This window comes from Chryseobacterium sp. HNCC26DJ241 (assembly GCF_057180505.1).
The window spans coordinates 1-17,321 of the sequence record NZ_JBXUGL010000044.1 but is presented as its reverse complement, the minus strand read 5'-3'; the positions used below and the strand labels follow the sequence as shown (position 1 = coordinate 17,321).

15 protein-coding genes and 1 pseudogene are annotated in these 17,321 nt (G+C 32.2%); 6 read left to right on the top strand and 10 right to left on the bottom strand.

Translation table 11 applies throughout. From position 1 onward, the window contains the following. Positions 1-161: 161 nt before the first annotated feature. From AC2A1C_RS14730 to AC2A1C_RS14705, 6 genes and pseudogenes are all read right to left on the bottom strand, one after another. Complete coding sequence (locus AC2A1C_RS14730) at positions 162-653, bottom strand: N-acetyltransferase family protein (RefSeq protein WP_484026645.1); 492 nt, start codon at positions 651-653, stop codon at positions 162-164. 4 nt (positions 654-657) lie between these two features. Next, positions 658-1,176: a DUF421 domain-containing protein gene (locus AC2A1C_RS14725; RefSeq protein ID WP_484026644.1), complete on the bottom strand. Its 519-nt coding sequence runs from the start codon at positions 1,174-1,176 to the stop codon at positions 658-660. A gap of 773 nt (positions 1,177-1,949) precedes the next feature. Further along, positions 1,950-2,831, bottom strand: a complete 882-nt coding sequence (locus tag AC2A1C_RS14720; protein WP_484026643.1) for a helix-turn-helix domain-containing protein — start codon at positions 2,829-2,831, stop codon at positions 1,950-1,952. Then, complete coding sequence (locus AC2A1C_RS14715; RefSeq protein WP_484026642.1) at positions 2,828-3,289, bottom strand: GNAT family N-acetyltransferase; 462 nt, start codon at positions 3,287-3,289, stop codon at positions 2,828-2,830. Before AC2A1C_RS14715 ends, AC2A1C_RS14720 begins: the two co-directional genes overlap by 4 nt. A 29-nt stretch (positions 3,290-3,318) precedes the next feature. After that, a pseudogene (locus AC2A1C_RS14710) lies at positions 3,319-3,741 on the bottom strand (DUF1348 family protein). A 195-nt stretch (positions 3,742-3,936) separates the two neighbouring features. Beyond that, a complete protein-coding gene (locus AC2A1C_RS14705; RefSeq protein ID WP_484026641.1) occupies positions 3,937-4,467 on the bottom strand; it encodes a carboxymuconolactone decarboxylase family protein in 531 nt (176 codons plus the stop codon). A gap of 188 nt (positions 4,468-4,655) precedes the next feature. On the opposite strand from AC2A1C_RS14705, the gene AC2A1C_RS14700 reads away from it, so the two are divergent. Together AC2A1C_RS14700 and AC2A1C_RS14695 are read left to right on the top strand one after the other, a co-directional pair. Beyond that, on the top strand, positions 4,656-4,787 hold the full coding sequence (locus AC2A1C_RS14700) for a hypothetical protein (RefSeq protein WP_484026639.1): 132 nt from the start codon (positions 4,656-4,658) through the stop codon (positions 4,785-4,787). An 819-nt stretch (positions 4,788-5,606) separates the two neighbouring features. Then, on the top strand, positions 5,607-6,389 hold the full coding sequence (locus AC2A1C_RS14695; RefSeq protein WP_484026638.1) for a polysaccharide deacetylase family protein: 783 nt from the start codon (positions 5,607-5,609) through the stop codon (positions 6,387-6,389). 424 nt (positions 6,390-6,813) lie between these two features. Here AC2A1C_RS14695 and AC2A1C_RS14690 read toward each other — a convergent pair whose 3' ends face one another. Continuing rightward, a complete protein-coding gene (locus AC2A1C_RS14690) occupies positions 6,814-6,987 on the bottom strand; it encodes a GIY-YIG nuclease family protein (RefSeq protein ID WP_484026636.1) in 174 nt (57 codons plus the stop codon). Positions 6,988-7,197: 210 nt separating this feature from the next. Beyond that, positions 7,198-10,032, bottom strand: a complete 2,835-nt coding sequence (gene uvrA / locus AC2A1C_RS14685) for an excinuclease ABC subunit UvrA (RefSeq protein ID WP_484026635.1) — start codon at positions 10,030-10,032, stop codon at positions 7,198-7,200. A 283-nt stretch (positions 10,033-10,315) separates the two neighbouring features. Between uvrA and AC2A1C_RS14680 the strand changes: the two genes are divergently transcribed. The 3 genes from AC2A1C_RS14680 (at position 10,316) to AC2A1C_RS14670 (ending at position 12,986) form a co-directional block, all read left to right on the top strand. After that, the gene (locus tag AC2A1C_RS14680; RefSeq protein WP_194738388.1) at positions 10,316-11,182 is read left to right on the top strand and encodes a sigma-70 family RNA polymerase sigma factor; all 867 of its coding nucleotides are present in this window, start codon (positions 10,316-10,318) and stop codon (positions 11,180-11,182) included. A 95-nt stretch (positions 11,183-11,277) separates the two neighbouring features. After that, a complete protein-coding gene (locus AC2A1C_RS14675; RefSeq protein WP_484026634.1) occupies positions 11,278-11,868 on the top strand; it encodes a hypothetical protein in 591 nt (196 codons plus the stop codon). Then, positions 11,868-12,986 (top strand): FAD-dependent monooxygenase, encoded by a 1,119-nt coding sequence (locus AC2A1C_RS14670; protein ID WP_484026633.1) that lies wholly within the window; start codon positions 11,868-11,870, stop codon positions 12,984-12,986. Before AC2A1C_RS14675 ends, AC2A1C_RS14670 begins: the two co-directional genes overlap by 1 nt. Before the next feature lie 3 nt (positions 12,987-12,989). On the opposite strand, the gene AC2A1C_RS14665 is transcribed toward AC2A1C_RS14670, so the two are convergent. Then, on the bottom strand, positions 12,990-13,580 hold the full coding sequence (locus AC2A1C_RS14665; RefSeq protein WP_484026632.1) for a Crp/Fnr family transcriptional regulator: 591 nt from the start codon (positions 13,578-13,580) through the stop codon (positions 12,990-12,992). 282 nt (positions 13,581-13,862) lie between these two features. Here AC2A1C_RS14665 and pncA point away from each other — a divergent pair, with 282 nt between their 5' ends. Beyond that, positions 13,863-14,468, top strand: coding sequence for a bifunctional nicotinamidase/pyrazinamidase (gene pncA / locus AC2A1C_RS14660; RefSeq protein ID WP_484026630.1), 606 nt, complete (start codon positions 13,863-13,865; stop codon positions 14,466-14,468). Between the two features lie 50 nt (positions 14,469-14,518). On the opposite strand, the gene AC2A1C_RS14655 is transcribed toward pncA, so the two are convergent. Next, positions 14,519-17,104, bottom strand: a complete 2,586-nt coding sequence (locus AC2A1C_RS14655; protein ID WP_484026629.1) for a T9SS-dependent M36 family metallopeptidase — start codon at positions 17,102-17,104, stop codon at positions 14,519-14,521. Between the last annotated feature and the right edge of the window lie 217 nt (positions 17,105-17,321).

Sequence of the window (17,321 nt, the reverse complement as noted above, 5' to 3'; positions counted from 1 at the left end):
AAATTGCCGAACATTTTTATTTTGTAGAATTCATTCTATTCTTTTATGATAAGATTGTATCCTATCCTTTGTTAATTCGCCACTTCGTGGCTCAAGAGAAATTCAAAGATTAAATGTATAAATTGCTATTTCATGGTCATTCAGAAGTTGAAACCTAAAATTTATATCAACGAGCTTCTCCTTTCTAAAAGAAGCACATCTCTCCAGATTCCGTTCAGTTTTGCAATCTTAGAACGAGTCCCTACAATTCTGAATCCGAATTTTTGAAGCAAAGCAACAGAACCTGCATTTTCCGGAAAAACGCCGGATTGCAAAGTCCAGAACTGATGCTCTTCACTGTCAAGAATCAATTTTTTTAGAAGAACCGAACCCAAACCTTTATTCTGATAATTATTAGAAATATAGATGCTGGTTTCTGCAACACCACTATAACATTCTCTTTTGCTGATAGGTTTTAAAGCGCACCAACCCAAAATTTCTTCATTTTCTGCAACCAGTACAAACCGACCTGCATTCAGATGATTTTCATTCCATGTTTCCCAATTGGGTACTTCTTTTTCGAATGTTGCATTGCCTCCTTCAATTCCTTGTCTGTATATTTCCAGAACTGCGCCTCCGTCTTCCGGAAGCATTTCCCGAATTTGAAAATTCATAGTATTATATTTTACGTCTTAAATTCTTTTTTTTGCGATGTCTGGAATAGTGCGTTTGTCCTTCATTGTCAAAGGAAATAACACTTATGTTTCCATCTACTTCCATTACGGAAAGTTTTACATCCGTTACCTTTTCCACTCCATGTTCTCTTATTGCTTCTTCCAATTCGTCTAATGTGATTTCTACCCTTTCAAGATTTTTTTTAATTACTTTTCCATCCTGAATCAAAATAACAGGATCATCTTCTAAAAATTCTTTTACAACCGTATTTCTGAACATGATTTTTTTGAGTACAAAATTGGCAACAAACAGAACCAAAGCCGCTAATATACCACCTTCCAAACTTGTATTTTCCCCAACCATTGCATTTTGTACTGCATTAGAGATCAGCAAAAGCAAAATAATATCTCCTGCATTCAACTGAGACAATTGATTTTTGCCGAATAATCTTATCGCAAGAATCATAAAAAAATAAACTGCAATAGAACGTGTAACTATGTCCAAATACGGATTCGAAAACATATCTCTGAGATTTATCCAAAGATACTATTTATTGTTTTTGATAATCTTTTTAAATGTATTTTATAGTAGATTTTCTTAAAAATTTGGATTAATTGGCTTCTGTTCTTGTAAAATCAATGATTTCACGATACAATTGCGATGAAATATAAGTATATTTTTAAAAAAACTACCGAAACAATACTCATTTTTATAGTTTAATTAATGTACAATCAATAATACCTAAAAAACAACCACAAAATAATAGCACAGGAAAAATGAATTATGCTTATAAAAAGAATACTGGTTAAGATAACGCTTGTGGAATAAAAAGCAGGAATTCTGACAATATTTTTTTCCTTTTGCAGCCAACTTTCAATATCAATTAGTCCCTCAAAATATCCAAAAATGAAAGATAATGACAGCAAAAACCCAATTCTTTTTTCACCTTGGTACATAGAAAAAGTAATGAAAATAATCAACCACACCCGGAATATTATCCTTAAATAAATTTTTACCAGATTAATATATCTTGCAGGAAAAGTATTTTTTACAACAGAATAAAAACTAATTACCAAAATAAAAATCATATTAATATCCCAAATAATTTTGCCAACCATTGCATGTTTATAAAAAAGTAAAATCCAAAAGGCACAGGTGAAAATAACTGCTGCAATTACTACAAAAAATAATTTAAGATTCGATTTTATATCCATTTGGTAAAATTAAAAACATAAACTAAATTACAACTTTTTGGTGATTTTGTTAAGAATTAATACTTTAATCTTAGATATATTTTATACTTCTGCCCTTGCAAAACCTACGGTTTCACGATACAATTGAGGCGAAACATCGGCATTATTTTTAAAAAACCGAGAGAAATAGTATTCGTCTTCGTAGCCTAATTCATAAGCGATTTCTTTTACCGATTTGCTTGTTAAATAAAGCTCTCTTTTGGCTTCAATAACAATTCTTTCCGAGATAAGATCCGTTAAAGTCTTATTGAAATGTGCTTTCGTAATTTTTGCCAAAACTTTTGGAGTAATGTTTAGTAAGTCTGCATAATCACTCGCAGAATGTTTGGTTTTGAAATGTATTTCGATATAATTCTTTAAGTTTTGCAAAATAAAAGGCTCTTTTTGGTCGGCAACAGTTTGTTTTACTTCAGGTTGCTGTTCGGTTTTAAGACGAGAAGCAGTAATTAAAAATATTTTTAAATAAGAAATCAATAATTCGTACTGAGCCAAAGCAGGATTTTGCATTTCGTTTTTCATCTGTTCCAAAAGCATTTCGAACGTACTTTGTGAGTTTTCATTCACCAAAACAAAAGGCGGATTGTAAATATTATTAAACAAAACTCCGTTACAAGAAACTTCTTGTTGATGCTTATGAATGCAGAAAAAATCTGGATGGAAATTAAGAACAACGCCTTCTAATTCTTCATTGGTGCTTATCATAAAAGGTTGATAAGGCGCAAAAGAGAACAAATAATTTTCGGAAAAATCATACTCGGAAAAATCGGCTTTTACTTTTCCACTTCCTTTTTTTATCCAGATTAACGAATAGTAATTCAGCCTTTGGATATGATCGAAATGTTCGTTGTTTTCAAATGAAAACACCTTAAAAGCCAAATTTCCCGTTTGCGGATTAATTAATGTGAATGCGTTTTGTTGTGTCATAGCATTTTTTTCATAAAGTTTCTATCAATCAATTCAAAACCTAATCGTTTGTACAATTCATACGCTTTGGTATTTTCTTTAAATACTTCCAAATCTAATACTTTGTAGGTTTTATTTTGAGATAATTGTTGCACAAATTTTGAGGAAACTCCTTTGCTGCGATAGTTAGGTATCACAAATAATTCATCAATAATAGCGACTATTCCGCCGTATTCGTTGCTCCAATAGAAGGTAAGTAATGCGTAACCGATGGTTTGGTCTTCATTTTTAAAAATTTTTATTTCTATCTGTTCAGGATGTGTAGCTGTCCGATTAATGGTTGCATTTATATTTTCTTCATTCATTTGTACCTCAAACCCATCGCTATTATCTTCTGTATAAAGCCCAAAAATCATTTGCTTGAGAGTTTCTTCATCTTGAGGTTGATAGCTTTTAAAACTAAAATTTTCTGTTTTCATAACCAATATCGTTAAACATTTCAAAGATATTATTTTAATTTTCTTTCAGATTCGTTGATGGGCAAATCATTAATGTTGGCAAAACGTTTTTGCATTAATCCATTTTCATCAAACTCCCAGTTTTCGTTTCCATACGCACGAAACCATTGTCCGTTTATGTCCTGATATTCATACTCAAAACGAACTGCCATTCGGTTTTCTCTGAAACCCCACAATTCTTTTTTCAGTTTGTAATGTTTTTCTTTTTGCCATTTTCTTTTCAGAAAAGCGACCACTTATTCTCTTCCGTTGATAAATTCGGTTCGGTTTCGTCATTCTGTATCAATGGTGTATGCTTTTGAAATTCTTTCGGGATCTTGGCTGTTCCAAGCATCTTCTGCCAATTGTACTTTTTGCAAAGCGGTTTCTAATGTAAATGGCGGTAATGGAAATTTTTTTTCTTCAGTGTTCATTTTTTAGAATTATAATATTATTTAAAAATAAAAACACAAAAGTCACAAAAGAAGATTCAAAATAAAGTCTTTCAAAAGACAAAAAATTGTTTTAGCTATTTTTTGTTAAAAAAAACAATAATCTTTTGTGACTTTTGTGGTTTTAAAAAAATTTTAAAGCGGACTGACTTTCCAATCAATCCACTAAATTACTATTTATAAAGCAGGAGCTAAAGGAAAATCTACAGGAACCTTGGTTAAATTATGAAGGTAATTCATCGCAGTTTTATCACTTACTTGGAGGATTAAATCTACCAAATTTTCTTTAGTATAACCTTGTGCAAAGAAATCCGAAACGTTTTCTTCCGTAGCTCTTCCTCTGTTTTTAGTAATATCTACAGCTAATTTTATCAAAGAGTTTAGTTTAGCATTTTGGGATTTTCCGTGACGAATTTCAACTAATTGCTCATCTGAAAAACCATTCATTTTACCCAAAACCAAATGTGCACTTTGGCAATAAATACAGTTATTTACCTGACTTACAATAAGATTCACGGCTTCTTTTTCTTTGTTTGATAAGGATGTTTTAGCATTTTGATACGCTAAAAATCTTTCTAAACCATTTTTAGAATAAGCAATGGTTGCATACAAATTGGGAACGAATCCTAATGCTTTTTTCAAGTTGTCAAAAACTACTTGATTGTTTTCTGTTACTTCTTCTCTTGTTGGAACATTGAATGTTGTCATTTTGTTTAAATATTTAAAATTGTTTGTCATTATTAACACTGCAAAGATGTGGCAAATGCAACCTCAATAAAATGGATGAATGACGTAACAAGATGGACAATTTTCCTTCATTGTTATTTTTTGACATTCAAAGTTAACCATTCCGCTCCTCGCAAAGACGTACACTTTGTCATTGCGAGCGAAATGAAATGAAGCAATCCCAATCTAAAAAGAAAAATACAGATTTGGAAATTTTTGCAACAAAAGATTGCTTCGTCGCTCCACTTCGTTCCGCTCCTCGCAAAGACGCACACTTTGTCATTGCGAGTGAAATGAAATGAAGCGAAGCAATCCTAATTAAAACGAAAAATATAGCTTTGAGAATTTTGCAAATTAACAACAGATTGCTTCGTCGCTCCACTTCGTTCCGCTCCTCGCAAAGACGTACAATTTGTCATTGCGAGCGAAATGGAATGAAGCGAAGCAATCCCAATTAAAACGAAAAATATAGCTTTGAGAATTTTGCAAATTAACAGCAGATTGCTTCGTCGCTCCACTTCGTTCCGCTCCTCGCAAAGACGTACACTTTGTTATTGCGAACGAAATGGAATGAAGCGAAGCAATCCCAATTAAAACGAAAAATATAGCTTTGAGAATTTTGCAAATTAACAGCAGATTGCTTCGTCGCTCCACTTCGTTCCGCTCCTCGCAAAGACGTACACTTTGTTATTGCGAGCGAAATGGAATGAAGCGAAGCAATCCCAATTAAAACGAAAAATATAGCTTTGAGAATTTTGCAAATTAACAGCAGATTGCTTCGTCGCTCCACTTCGTTCCGCTCCTCGCAAAGACGTACACTTTGTCATTGCGAGTGAAATGAAATGAAGCGAAGCAATCCCAATTAAAACGGGAAATAAAGATTTAAAAATTTTTGCAAATTAACAGCAGATTTCTTCGTCGCTCCACTTCGTTCCGCTCCTCGCAAAGACGCACATATTGTCATTGCGAGCAAAATGAAATGAAGCGAAGCAATTTTTACTGAACAAATTAAATGTAAGGAAAGTACATTTTTTTAATAAGATATAGTATTTTAAACAGATAATTACTAACTATATAATTTTAAACAATTAATTTTCCGTAATTTTATTAAAAATACAAATTTGAAAACGCCAAAATTCTTATTATTTATTTTCATTCTGCTAACAAGTTCTTTCAGCGAAATAAGAAGTGAAAATATTACTAACCTGGATACACCTTTACAATCCGGTGTAGTACTATCTTTTGATGATTGCTATATAGATGAATGGTACAAAGCTGATAGTCTATTAAAACCTTACCATTGGAAAGCAACATTTTTTGTCACAAAATTCAATCAATTGTCGGCTGAAAAGATTCAAAAATTAAAAGATTTGCAAAGTTACGGTCATGAGATTGGTGCACACGGACTAAATCATCTAAATGCTCCTGAATTTCTTAAGAAGAATAAAAAAGAAATTTATCTGAAAGAAGAAATTGACTCTCTGCTGCATCTGATGAAAAATCAAAATCTGGCTTGTACATCTTTTGCATATCCTTATGGTGCAAGAAAAACATCAACCGACAAAATGTTGCTTCCAAAATTTTCAATCATAAGAGGAACAACTTATAATGCTATTGATCCTACTCGTCAAAATTGTTATTATAATAATAAGAGACTTGTTTTTGGTTTAGGAATTGACAATAATTATTCTCATTTTAGTATTCCCTATTTTATTTCGCTTTTAAGTTATGCTAAAAAAAACAACAAAATAGTGATCTTTTATGCACATAAACCTGTAGAACATTCCCTTCATAATTACGAAACGGAATATCACACACTCATTGAAATATGCAAATATGTAAAAGACAACAACATGAAATTTTATACTATTTCAGAGTTATATGATTCACAAAAAAAGCCATAAAATTATTTTATTGCGAAAATAGTTTTCTGCACTTTATGCTTGGTTTTGTCTTTATGAAAAGATTGCTTCATCGCTCCACTTCGTTCCGCTACTCGCAAAGACGCACACTTTGTCATTGCGAGCAAAATGAAATGAAGCGAAGCAATCCCAATTAAAACGGAAAATAAAGCTTTGAAGATTTTGCAAATTAACAACAGATTGCTTCGTCGCTCCACTTCGTTCCGCTCCTCGCAAAGACGAACACTTTGTCATTGCGAGCGAAATTGAATGAAGCGAAGAAATCACAATTAAAACGGAAAATACAGATTTGAAAATTTTGCAAATTAACAACAGATTGCTTCGTCGCTCCACTTCGTTCCGCTCCTCGCAAAGACGTACACTTTGTCATTACGAGCGAAATGGAATGAAGCGAAGCAATCCCAATCTAAAAAGGAGAATGTAGATCTGAAAAATTTTCTACAATTTCATCGTATAAATCTTCCCATTCAGGATTTGTAGAATTTATCAAATCCAGTTTCTTTTGTCGAGAACCACCTTTTATTTGTTTTTCTCTTCCAATTGCATCTCCAATTTCCTGAAATACTTCGTAGTAAACCAATTTATTCAAATTGTATTTGGCGTGAAACTCTTTTCAAAAGCTTTATCTTTATGTTGATTAATTCTTTAAACTATATGTGAAGTCACTCCAACATAGAGCGTAGTGTGATTTTTGTTCGTAAGAATATATATAAAGCCGGGTTTCATAGTTTTGATTATGTCATTTAGAAATTGCTTCATTGCTGTTTTGAAACTTTTCGTGACAATATTATTATTCCAACTCCTTTTTCAAAAACTTCCCTGTCAAAGATTTTTTAGATTTTACAATTTCTTCAGGAGTTCCTTCTGCTACAATTGTTCCGCCATGTTTTCCACCTTCCGGACCAATATCAATAATATGATCGGCTAATTTTATAACATCCAGATTATGTTCAATAATAATAAATGAATTCCCCAAATCAACCAACTGATTAATAGCGTCCATCAGAATTTTTACATCTTCAAAATGTAGTCCGGTTGTTGGTTCATCCAAAATATAAAGCGTATTTCCGGTTTGCCTTTTGGAAAGTTCGGTTGCTAATTTTATACGTTGCGCTTCTCCTCCGGAAAGTGTTGTAGATTGCTGTCCGAGAGTAATATAACCCAAACCAACATCATGCAACGTTTTCACTTTATTGAAAATTTTCGGAATCGGCTGGAAAAATTCTACTGCTTCATCAATCGTCATATCCAAAACATCAGAAATAGATTTTCCTTTATAGCGAACTTCCAGAGTTTCGCGATTAAAACGTTTTCCGTTACAGGTTTCGCAATGTACATAAACATCAGGAAGGAAATTCATTTCAATCACCTTCAAACCGCCACCTTGACACGTTTCGCATCTTCCTCCTTTTACATTAAATGAAAATCTTCCGGCTTTGTAGCCACGAATTTTACTTTCCGGAAGCTCTGCAAAAAGATTACGAATATCGGTAAACATTCCGGTGTATGTTGCCGGATTGGAACGAGGTGTTCTTCCGATCGGAGCCTGATCTACATCTACAATTTTATCAATATTTTCAAGTCCTTCAATTTTTTTGAAAGGCAAAGGTTCCTGAACTGCACGATAAAAATGTTTGTTGAGAATCGGGTACAAAGTTCCATTAATCAAAGACGATTTTCCGCTGCCAGAAATTCCCGTTACCAAAACCAGTTTTCCTAAAGGAATTTCGAGGTTTACGTTTTTTAAATTATTTCCGGAAGCTCCTTTCAGAACAATATTTTTTCCGTTTCCTTTTCGGCGTTCTTTTGGGATTTCAATTTTTCGTTTTCCGTTGATATAATCGGCAGTTATCGTGTCTGCTTTTAACAGGTCTTTCGGTTTTCCCTGCCAAAGAATTTCACCACCAAATTTTCCTGCTTTTGGTCCAATATCCAAAACTTCGTCCGCTTCCAGAATCATGTCTTTATCATGTTCCACCACCAAAACGGAATTTCCGATATCCCGAAGATTTTTCAAAGAATTAATCAATCTTTCATTATCTCTTTGATGAAGTCCAATTGAAGGTTCATCCAAAATATAGAGAACATTGACAAGCTGAGAACCAATTTGAGTAGCCAGACGAATTCTTTGAGATTCTCCACCGGAAAGCGTTCTGGAACTTCGGCTCAAACTCAAATAATCCAAGCCAACATCCAATAAAAATTGCAGCCTCGATTCAATTTCTTTTAAAATTTCGTGAGCAATAATTTGATTTTTCTCTGAAAAACTGCCTCTCACTTCTTGCAACCAATCTTTAAAATCTGCCAAACTTAAAGCACTGACTTCAGAAATATTTTTTCCATCAATTTTAAATGATAAACTGGAAGGCTGCAAACGTGTTCCTTTACATTCGGGGCAAATTTCTTCAGTTGTGAAATGTCTTTCCAAAAGAATTGCATCATAACTTTCCTTATCTTCAATCATTTCTTCGATGATGGAAACAAGTCCGTCAAAATTTATTTTAATTTTTTTGGAAATTCCGGCGTATTTTAAATCTTTATTAAATTCTTTATGACAGCCATAATAGATATATTCTAAAGCCTCTTCAGGAATTTTATCAAATGGTGTGGAAAGATCAAGTCCAAAAATTTCAAGAATGCTTTTGATTTGGGCAACAATCCATTTATTGGATTTAATATCTTCCAAAGGCAACAAAGCTCCCTGATTAACAGATAGTTTTGCATTTTCTACAAAAAAATCGGTATTCACTTTTTTGATGGTTCCGAGACCTTTGCAATTCGGGCAGCTTCCTTTCGGAGAATTGAACGAAAAAGTATTAGGTTCTGGCAAAGCTAAAGAATGTCCTGTTTCTGCATCCATCAAATTTTTGGAAAAATACTCAATATCGGTGCTTCCCAATTTTTGAATTCCGATAATTCCCTCTCCCATTTCCATTGCTGTACGCAGAGATTTTTCCATTCGGTTTTCGGTAGCATTTTCTCCGATAATCCAACGGTCGATCACAATATCAATATCGTGAGTTTTATAGCGATCTAGTTTCAAATCGTATTCAATATCCTGCAGTTCTCCATCAATTCTGGCTTGTCCGTATCCTTTTTTTGCCATTTGCACAAAAAGTTCATGATAATGTCCTTTTCTCGCCCGAACAACAGGAGCTAAAAGCATTACTTTTTCGCCTTTATAATTTTCTTTGATGGTTTCCAAAATTTGTTCTTCTGTATAACTTACCAGTTTTTTACCGGTAGTTAAAGAATAAGCATCAGAAACTCTTGCATAAAGAAGACGCAGAAAATCATACAATTCCGTAACCGTTCCTACTGTGGAACGAGGATTTTTATTCGTCGTTTTTTGTTCGATGGCAATTACGGGAGAAAGTCCCTCAATTTTATCAACATCAGGACGTTCCAAACCTCCTAAAAATTGGCGTGCATAGACTGAAAATGTTTCAATATATCTTCTCTGTCCTTCAGCAAAAATGGTATCAAAAGCCAATGAAGATTTTCCACTTCCTGAAAGTCCGGTAATTACAACCAGCTCATTTCGTGGAATTTTGACATTTATGTTTTTAAGATTATGTTCACGAGCACCGTAAACTTCAATATATTCTTTGGTATCTTCTTTCATAATACTTGTAGTGAATCTCCAAAAAATGAAGACTTGCAAAATTACGGAAATTTTACGGTTTTTCTTTCTACAGATTATTGAGATTCTCTTTGAAACTTAATTCATTTTTAATGATATCTTTTCTTTTAAAATTGAAAATCTTACTATTGATCTGCTAAACTAGAAATTTAAAAAAAAATGTAATCAAAAAAAAATTTCAAAAAAACATAAAAAAAGTGTAACCTTTCTGTAACTTTCATCGTATACTTAAGCAGAGCCCAACTAAATTTGGGCAGATTTGTAAATGAGACAGTTAAAAATTACAAAACAGGTTACCAATAGGGAAACCGCATCATTAGACAAATATCTTCAGGAAATTGGTAAAGTGGAACTGATTACTGCAGACGAAGAAGTAGAACTGGCGCAAAGAATCCGAGCTGGTGATAGAGCCGCTCTTGAAAAATTAATTAAAGCCAACCTTCGTTTCGTGGTTTCCGTTTCTAAACAATACCAAAATCAGGGACTTTCTCTTCCTGATTTGATTAATGAAGGAAATCTTGGCTTGATGAAAGCAGCCAAAAGATATGATGAAACCAGAGGTTTTAAATTTATTTCTTATGCTGTTTGGTGGATTCGTCAATCCATTTTGCAAGCTTTGGCAGAACAATCCAGAATTGTAAGATTACCATTGAATAAAATTGGTTCTATAAACAAAATCAATAAAGCGTATGCACATCTTGAACAGGAAAATGAAAGACCACCTTCTCCGGAAGAATTGGCTGAAGTTCTGGATATGAGCGAGGAAGATATTAAGGAATCTATGAAAAATTCCGGAAGACACTTGTCTATGGATGCACCTTTGGTAGAAGGTGAAGATTCTAATCTTTACGATGTTTTACGTTCCGGAGAATCTCCAAGTCCTGATAAAGATCTGATGCTGGAATCGCTTCAAATTGAAATCGAAAGAGCATTACAAACTTTGACTCCAAGAGAAGCAGATTTGGTACGCTTATATTTCGGACTGAATGGAAAACATCCGATGACTTTGGAAGAAATTGGTGAAACTTTTGACTTAACAAGAGAAAGAGTTCGTCAGATCAAAGAAAAAGCCATCAAAAGATTGAAACACAATACAAGAAGCAAGATTTTGAAATCGTATCTTGGTAAATAATTTTCAACAAATAATTAAGCGGAGTTTGATTTTTTCAAGCTCCGTTTTTTTGTAACAATTTTTGAAGTATATACAACTAATCAGAAAAATAAATTATGAAAAATATACTTCTCTGTTCTTTTGTTGCATTAATGCTTTCATGTAAAAATAAATCCGAAGAAGCTCCGATTATTAATAATGCTGTTGATAATGCCGATGCATCTATTTCAAAATCTCTTGAAAGTTATCGTTCTGGTGAAAATATGGTAGATCAAATTTACTACGAAATGATAAAGAACGATAAAAATCTCAAAGCCTTGGATGATAAAATAAAAAATACAGAAAATGATGCTTTAAATATAATTTCAGAATACGAAAAAATATTTGACAAGTCCGATTCTTATTATCATGATGCTACTACTATTACTAAGGCAATACATGACTCTCTCCTTAAGAAAGACATTATAGACAAGATAAAAATTAGTTCTGATCGTTATGCTCTTAAAATTAAAAATATAAAAGATTTAATTGCTCAGGTCAATAAGAATAGTAAAGCAATGGATGATTTATACATTACTTTCAAAATCAAAAAAACTCTTCTTGAAATTGAAAAGTATCAAACAGCGCATCCTTTGAAATCAGATAGTTTGAATAGCATTATTAAAAAACAGAATGAGCTACTGAACAAATTGAAAAATGCAAAATAATGAATTCAATCTCAATAATTGGAGCCGGAATTGGAGGACTTACTCTAGGGAATTTTCTGAAACAGCAAAACATAGATTTTAAAATTTATGAAAGTGCTTCAGAAATGAAACGCTTAGGAGCCGGGATCATATTGGCAGGGAATGCAATGCAGGCTTTTGATTGTCTTGGATTAAAAGAAAAAATAGAAAATTCAGGAAACCGAATTCATTCTTTAATCATTACTGATGAAAATCAAAAAGTAATTTCTTCTAACAATATTTTAAAACTAGAAAAGAAATACAAAGTTTGCAATGTTGCCATCCATCGTGCTGAATTGCAGAAAATTCTTATAGACTCTTTAGGAATAGAAAATATTATTCTAAATAAACGTTTGAAAAAAATTGAAAAGAAAGATAATTATTGGCTGACATTTGAAGATGAATCAAAAGTTAAAAGTGAAATCATTTTTGGAGCAGACGGAATAAAGTCTGTGGTACGAAATCAAATTCTAAAAACAGGAGAAATCAGAAAGGCAAAACAAAAATGCTGGCGTGGAATTCTTCATTACCAAATCCCAATAAAATACCAGCAAAATGCCTATGAAATGTGGGGAAAAGGAAAACGTTTCGGATTTGTAAAAATTGCAGAAAATACTCTGTATTGGTATGCTTTAGTGAATGAGAATCTATATTTTGAAGTTATTAATTTAGGAGAAATTTTTAAAGAATTTCATCCTGATATTATTGAAATACTTTTTAAAACTCCTAAAGAAGATATTATTTTAAATGATATCATTGATTTAAAACCAATGAATAACTGGTTTACAGAAAACCTATGTTTAATTGGTGATGCTGCTCATGCTACTACTCCAAATATGGGACAAGGTGGTTGTCAAGCAATTGAGGATGCTTATGTAATTGGCAAACTTTTAGAAAATGAAAAAGACTGGAATAAAATTTTTCCTCAATTTGAAAAAACAAGAAAAGTAAAAGCGCATTATGTCGTCAATACAAGCTGGAAAATTGGGAAAATATCACATTGGAAAAAAGGAACAAAAATTCGAAATTTCATCATGAGAAATATTCCAGAACAAATTAATCAGAAACCAATGGAAAAAATCCTAAATCTCGAACTATAAGATTTAATCTGTTTTAAAATTTTTTCGCACAAGTTCTTTTCTTACCCTGCTCAAACTTTCCGGTGTGATTCCCAAATAAGATGCAACCATCCATTGAGGAACACGCAGCATAAGATTGGGATACATTTTTATAAATGAAAGATAGCGTTCTTCTGCTGTATGAGATAATAAATAATTTACTCTTTTTTGAAGGCTTCGTATATGTTTATGCAAAAGCATATCGTTATTCTCTACTGTAATAGGAAATAATTCATGTATTTTATTGAAAAACTCAGCTTTGAGGAGCAGAACTTCTGAATCTTCGACCACATCAATAAAATAGCTCGATTTTTCATTAAAAAACTGAGAACTTCGGTCAGAAATAAGCCAATTTTCCGGCGCAAACTGAATAATATGTTCCTTCCCATTTTTGTCAATAGAATACATTCTAAGCAAACCTCTTTCAACAAAGTAGGTTCCATTACATATCTCTCCTTCCCTTAAAAGGAATTCACCCTTTTTTACTTTTCTCGGAACGTAGAAACTGGAGCAGATTTCCAGTGCTTCTTTAGGAACTTTTAAAATATCCGCTAAATAGCTCGAAATATTATCCATTTTTCTAAATTAAATTTAATGACTATACTATAACTGTGATGCATTTTTTCCTATTCAGCTTTCTAAAATTACTATCATTATACATCACTCATTGCTTTTTTGCACTAATTCCTACCCGCAAACTAACCTAAGATAATAATCCAAATATGGCTTCAATTTTCTTAATAATTTATTTTAAAAATAAAGAAATTGACAAATTGTCTTAAAATAAAAAACGGCTAGTTATTTGTCTATTCGCAATTCGTAAATTTAACAAAAATTTTATATATCAAATTTATAATTATGAAAAAGGCTTTAATAATAGTGGATGTACAGAATGATTTCTGTGAAGATGGTGCTTTAGAAGTTCCTAACGCCAACTCTATAATTCCATACATCAATGAGCTGACACGCGAAAATGAATATGATGAAATTATTCTTACACAAGACTGGCATCCTGCTAATCATAAAAGCTTTGCTTCAAATAATGGAAGAAATGTTGGAGATACAATTTCATTAAACGGAATTCCACAATTTATGTGGCCAGATCATTGTATTCAGGGAACTTTTGGAGCAGAATTCCATAAAGATCTCGATCGTTCAAAAGTAACCCACATTGTCCAAAAGGGAAAAAATTCTGATATAGATGGATATAGTGGATTTCAGGATAATAATCATTTTATGAAAACTGATCTTGACGATTATTTAAAATATCATGATATTCAGCTAGTCGAAATAGTAGGGCTTGCTTTAGATTATTGTGTGAAATTTACTTGTTTAGATGCAGTCAAAAATGGTTATATTACATGTCTGCACTTTAATGGAACAAAAGCAGTAAATGTAAAGCCGGAAAATGGTCGAGATACTATTTATCAACTTTTAGAAAATAGTGTTACAATTTTAGGATAAAAAAACGTCTTGATTTTCAAGACGTTTTTTATTAGTAATTAAATTAATTATTATTTATTAATTAAAAGTTTTGAAGAGTATTCAAATCCTAAACCTGAAACTTTTACTACATATACTCCATTTGAAAGACTTTGAGTATTAATCGCCTGTTTAGCAGAAGGCTCTACTCTCTGATTGGAAACTAATTTTCCTGAAGCATCGAAAATATCAACATTCACTTTTCCTAAAACATTTCCTTTAATATTCAAGAAAAATTCATTTTTAGCTGGATTTGGATATATGCTGACAGATTTATTAGCATTAGTTTCGCTTGTTGCCATAACACAATCTGTTGGAACTGTAAAATCTGCAACCTGATCAGTTAAATTGTTTAAAACACCTGAAGAAGCATTTAAACCAACACCTCTCTTAGCAAATACATTCCAAATTAAACATTTATCATTTCCTCCTTTTGCTGCATCAGCAGCAATAATAGCATCTCTTGCTGAAATAAATGATGGAAAACAAGGGTCTAATTTCATTCCATCTATAACTATCTGAAATACTTTAGCACTACCACTGTTCATATTATCAGTAATTACAGAAGCATAACCATATTTTTCAACATATTTCCAATGAAGATCCCATAATATTGTAGCCCATACAAACCCAATATCATGTGAATCTGTTAAATTATTTGTATCAGCATAAGTATAACCATTTATATTAAAATCTGGTGAATATGGTGCAAGTCTTAGTCCCTCAACTCCCCATACATATGACCCAACTGTTCTTGGTGTTGCAGCAGTATCACCAGGCTGATTAGTAAGCATTAAAGTCATAAAATCTGACCATCCTTCACCCATTTGCTCAGGGTCAGTGTTAGCGCTTGTAGCCAAACATGATACTGATGGATGAAGTCTATTCGATAATCCATGTCCATATTCGTGCAATATTATTCCGTTATCAAAAGAACCATCAAAAGGTGATTTATCCCCCATGGAAACATTTACTGTTTGACCATTTGTTACTTCATTTACAATACTTAATCCATCAGCATTCGATATAAAATAACTTGGGATAGTAACTGTCGCATCTACTCCAATCATATTATTTACCGTAAGGGGGGATGGAACGGTATTATCATAGATAACACCCGCGATAGCTCCTGCTGTTTGCATATTTTTAACTTTTACAACAAAACTACAGTTTCCTCTTATAGCTAAACCTATTTTCCCAGTCATGGATCCTGCTGGTAAAGCAGTACATGCATCTGCAGGCGTGCTAGCTACAGATATATCACCTGTAGAAACTTGCTTCCATGCAGGTGCTCCAAATTGTAATGCTTGGCCAGCCTTAGCAAGTGTACCTGCAATTGTAGATGGAGAGTTTATTGTAAAAGTTGGTGAAAGTTGAGGCCAAATATACATCTGCATTCTTCCAGATGATCCATCTGATGGAGTAGAAAAATTTGCATTATAGTAATATGAAGCCGGAGCTGTTGTACTTGCAGCAGTATAATATGGCAAATTACTTGAATCACGTGCTTCTGCATTTACCCAGTCATTTTGGCTACCCCCTAAACCGAAATTATTTTTTTGAAAATTTTTACTAGTTTCGGTAAAACCAAATTTATACAAAATATCATGCATTCTATTATTTACATAAAACAAGTTAGTAAGAGCAGCATTATTAGTATTACTTAAATAGTCAGGCAAATTTAATGGAAAATCAAATGCATAGCTTGCACCACCATTTGCAGTAAGACCTATAGAATTTGTTCCATTATAATCTGTATACACATAAGCATTATTACCTCGAGAAATAGTATAATTTGTTGTACCATCTGAATGCCATCCTTGTGGTGATGCCGTAAGATCCCAAGGATTTGATAATAATGTTCTGCTACCAAAATTTGGAGCTTCAGTCGGCAATGAAAATACATTATAAGTTGCATTTGGGACTACAACATAGTTTTCATAAGTCTTAAATGCACTTTCTTTTTTTGGAAATAAGAAATCATTACTATCGGTTTTTGCAGTCACCTTCTTTGGTACGGATGGAGAACCAAAATTACAAGAAAGAGTAAGATTTTGTCTGTCTAAAATTTCACCAGTATTGGCATTTGCAACAATAGCCCAAAGATTTGAAGTTCCCTTTTCGTAGAATTCAATATACTGTGCTAATACTAAATTTTTATTATTATTAAAGTAAACTAATTTTGGTTCTAAAATACCTAATTCATCAGAATCACTTGTTTTATATTTATAGGTAGAAGCCTTATCAATATTTAGATTATCTAATACTTTTTTTAAAAATACTTCTTTATCTAAAATATTGTCTTTACTACCTAATGTTACTAATTTATTTTGGAAATTATCGGTAAAATAATTAACTGTTCCGTCTTTTATAAGGACTGTTCCAAACGAATTAAAAACGGGAATATTATCGATAGCTTGATGTATATGTACAACAGTACCTTTCATACTTTCAGATAAATCCTCATTATCAACTATAAAATCTTGATAAATTGTATTTCCATTTTTGTGAGTTTTTACATAAGATTTAATAATCTCAGAATTACTTTGTGCATTAGCAAATCCAAAAAAAGATACTGCTGTTGTAATAAGTAATGTTTTAGAAAGTAAAATTTTCATATCATATAACTTTTATAAATTTAATTAGTAAATGTAAAAAAAAAATCTTATATAGATGCATTAAATTTAATTTTAATATTTTTTGCTCTATCATTTATACTTTTACAATCTCAATATTTATACTTTTTCTGCCATTATACCTGCTTTTAGAAATCATTCTATTCTTAGTTTTCATCTCAAGATTTCAATCAAAAAAATATTTTCCTTTCAATATAAA

Excerpts from the sequence above, each read along its gene's own strand:
- pncA (WP_484026630.1), top strand. The coding sequence starts at position 13,863 with ATGAAAAAGGCTTTAATAATAGTGGATGTACAGAATGATTTCTGTGAA.
- AC2A1C_RS14670 (WP_484026633.1), top strand. The coding sequence starts at position 11,868 with ATGAATTCAATCTCAATAATTGGAGCCGGAATTGGAGGACTTACTCTA.
- AC2A1C_RS14665 (WP_484026632.1), bottom strand. The coding sequence starts at position 13,580 with ATGGATAATATTTCGAGCTATTTAGCGGATATTTTAAAAGTTCCTAAA.
- AC2A1C_RS14705 (WP_484026641.1), bottom strand. The coding sequence starts at position 4,467 with ATGACAACATTCAATGTTCCAACAAGAGAAGAAGTAACAGAAAACAAT.
- AC2A1C_RS14675 (WP_484026634.1), top strand. The coding sequence starts at position 11,278 with ATGAAAAATATACTTCTCTGTTCTTTTGTTGCATTAATGCTTTCATGT.
- AC2A1C_RS14680 (WP_194738388.1), top strand. The coding sequence starts at position 10,316 with ATGAGACAGTTAAAAATTACAAAACAGGTTACCAATAGGGAAACCGCA.
- AC2A1C_RS14720 (WP_484026643.1), bottom strand. The coding sequence starts at position 2,831 with ATGACACAACAAAACGCATTCACATTAATTAATCCGCAAACGGGAAAT.
- AC2A1C_RS14655 (WP_484026629.1), bottom strand. The coding sequence starts at position 17,104 with ATGAAAATTTTACTTTCTAAAACATTACTTATTACAACAGCAGTATCT.
- AC2A1C_RS14700 (WP_484026639.1), top strand. The coding sequence starts at position 4,656 with ATGAAGCAATCCCAATCTAAAAAGAAAAATACAGATTTGGAAATTTTT.
- AC2A1C_RS14715 (WP_484026642.1), bottom strand. The coding sequence starts at position 3,289 with ATGAAAACAGAAAATTTTAGTTTTAAAAGCTATCAACCTCAAGATGAA.
- uvrA (WP_484026635.1), bottom strand. The coding sequence starts at position 10,032 with ATGAAAGAAGATACCAAAGAATATATTGAAGTTTACGGTGCTCGTGAA.
- AC2A1C_RS14725 (WP_484026644.1), bottom strand. The coding sequence starts at position 1,176 with ATGTTTTCGAATCCGTATTTGGACATAGTTACACGTTCTATTGCAGTT.
- AC2A1C_RS14730 (WP_484026645.1), bottom strand. The coding sequence starts at position 653 with ATGAATTTTCAAATTCGGGAAATGCTTCCGGAAGACGGAGGCGCAGTT.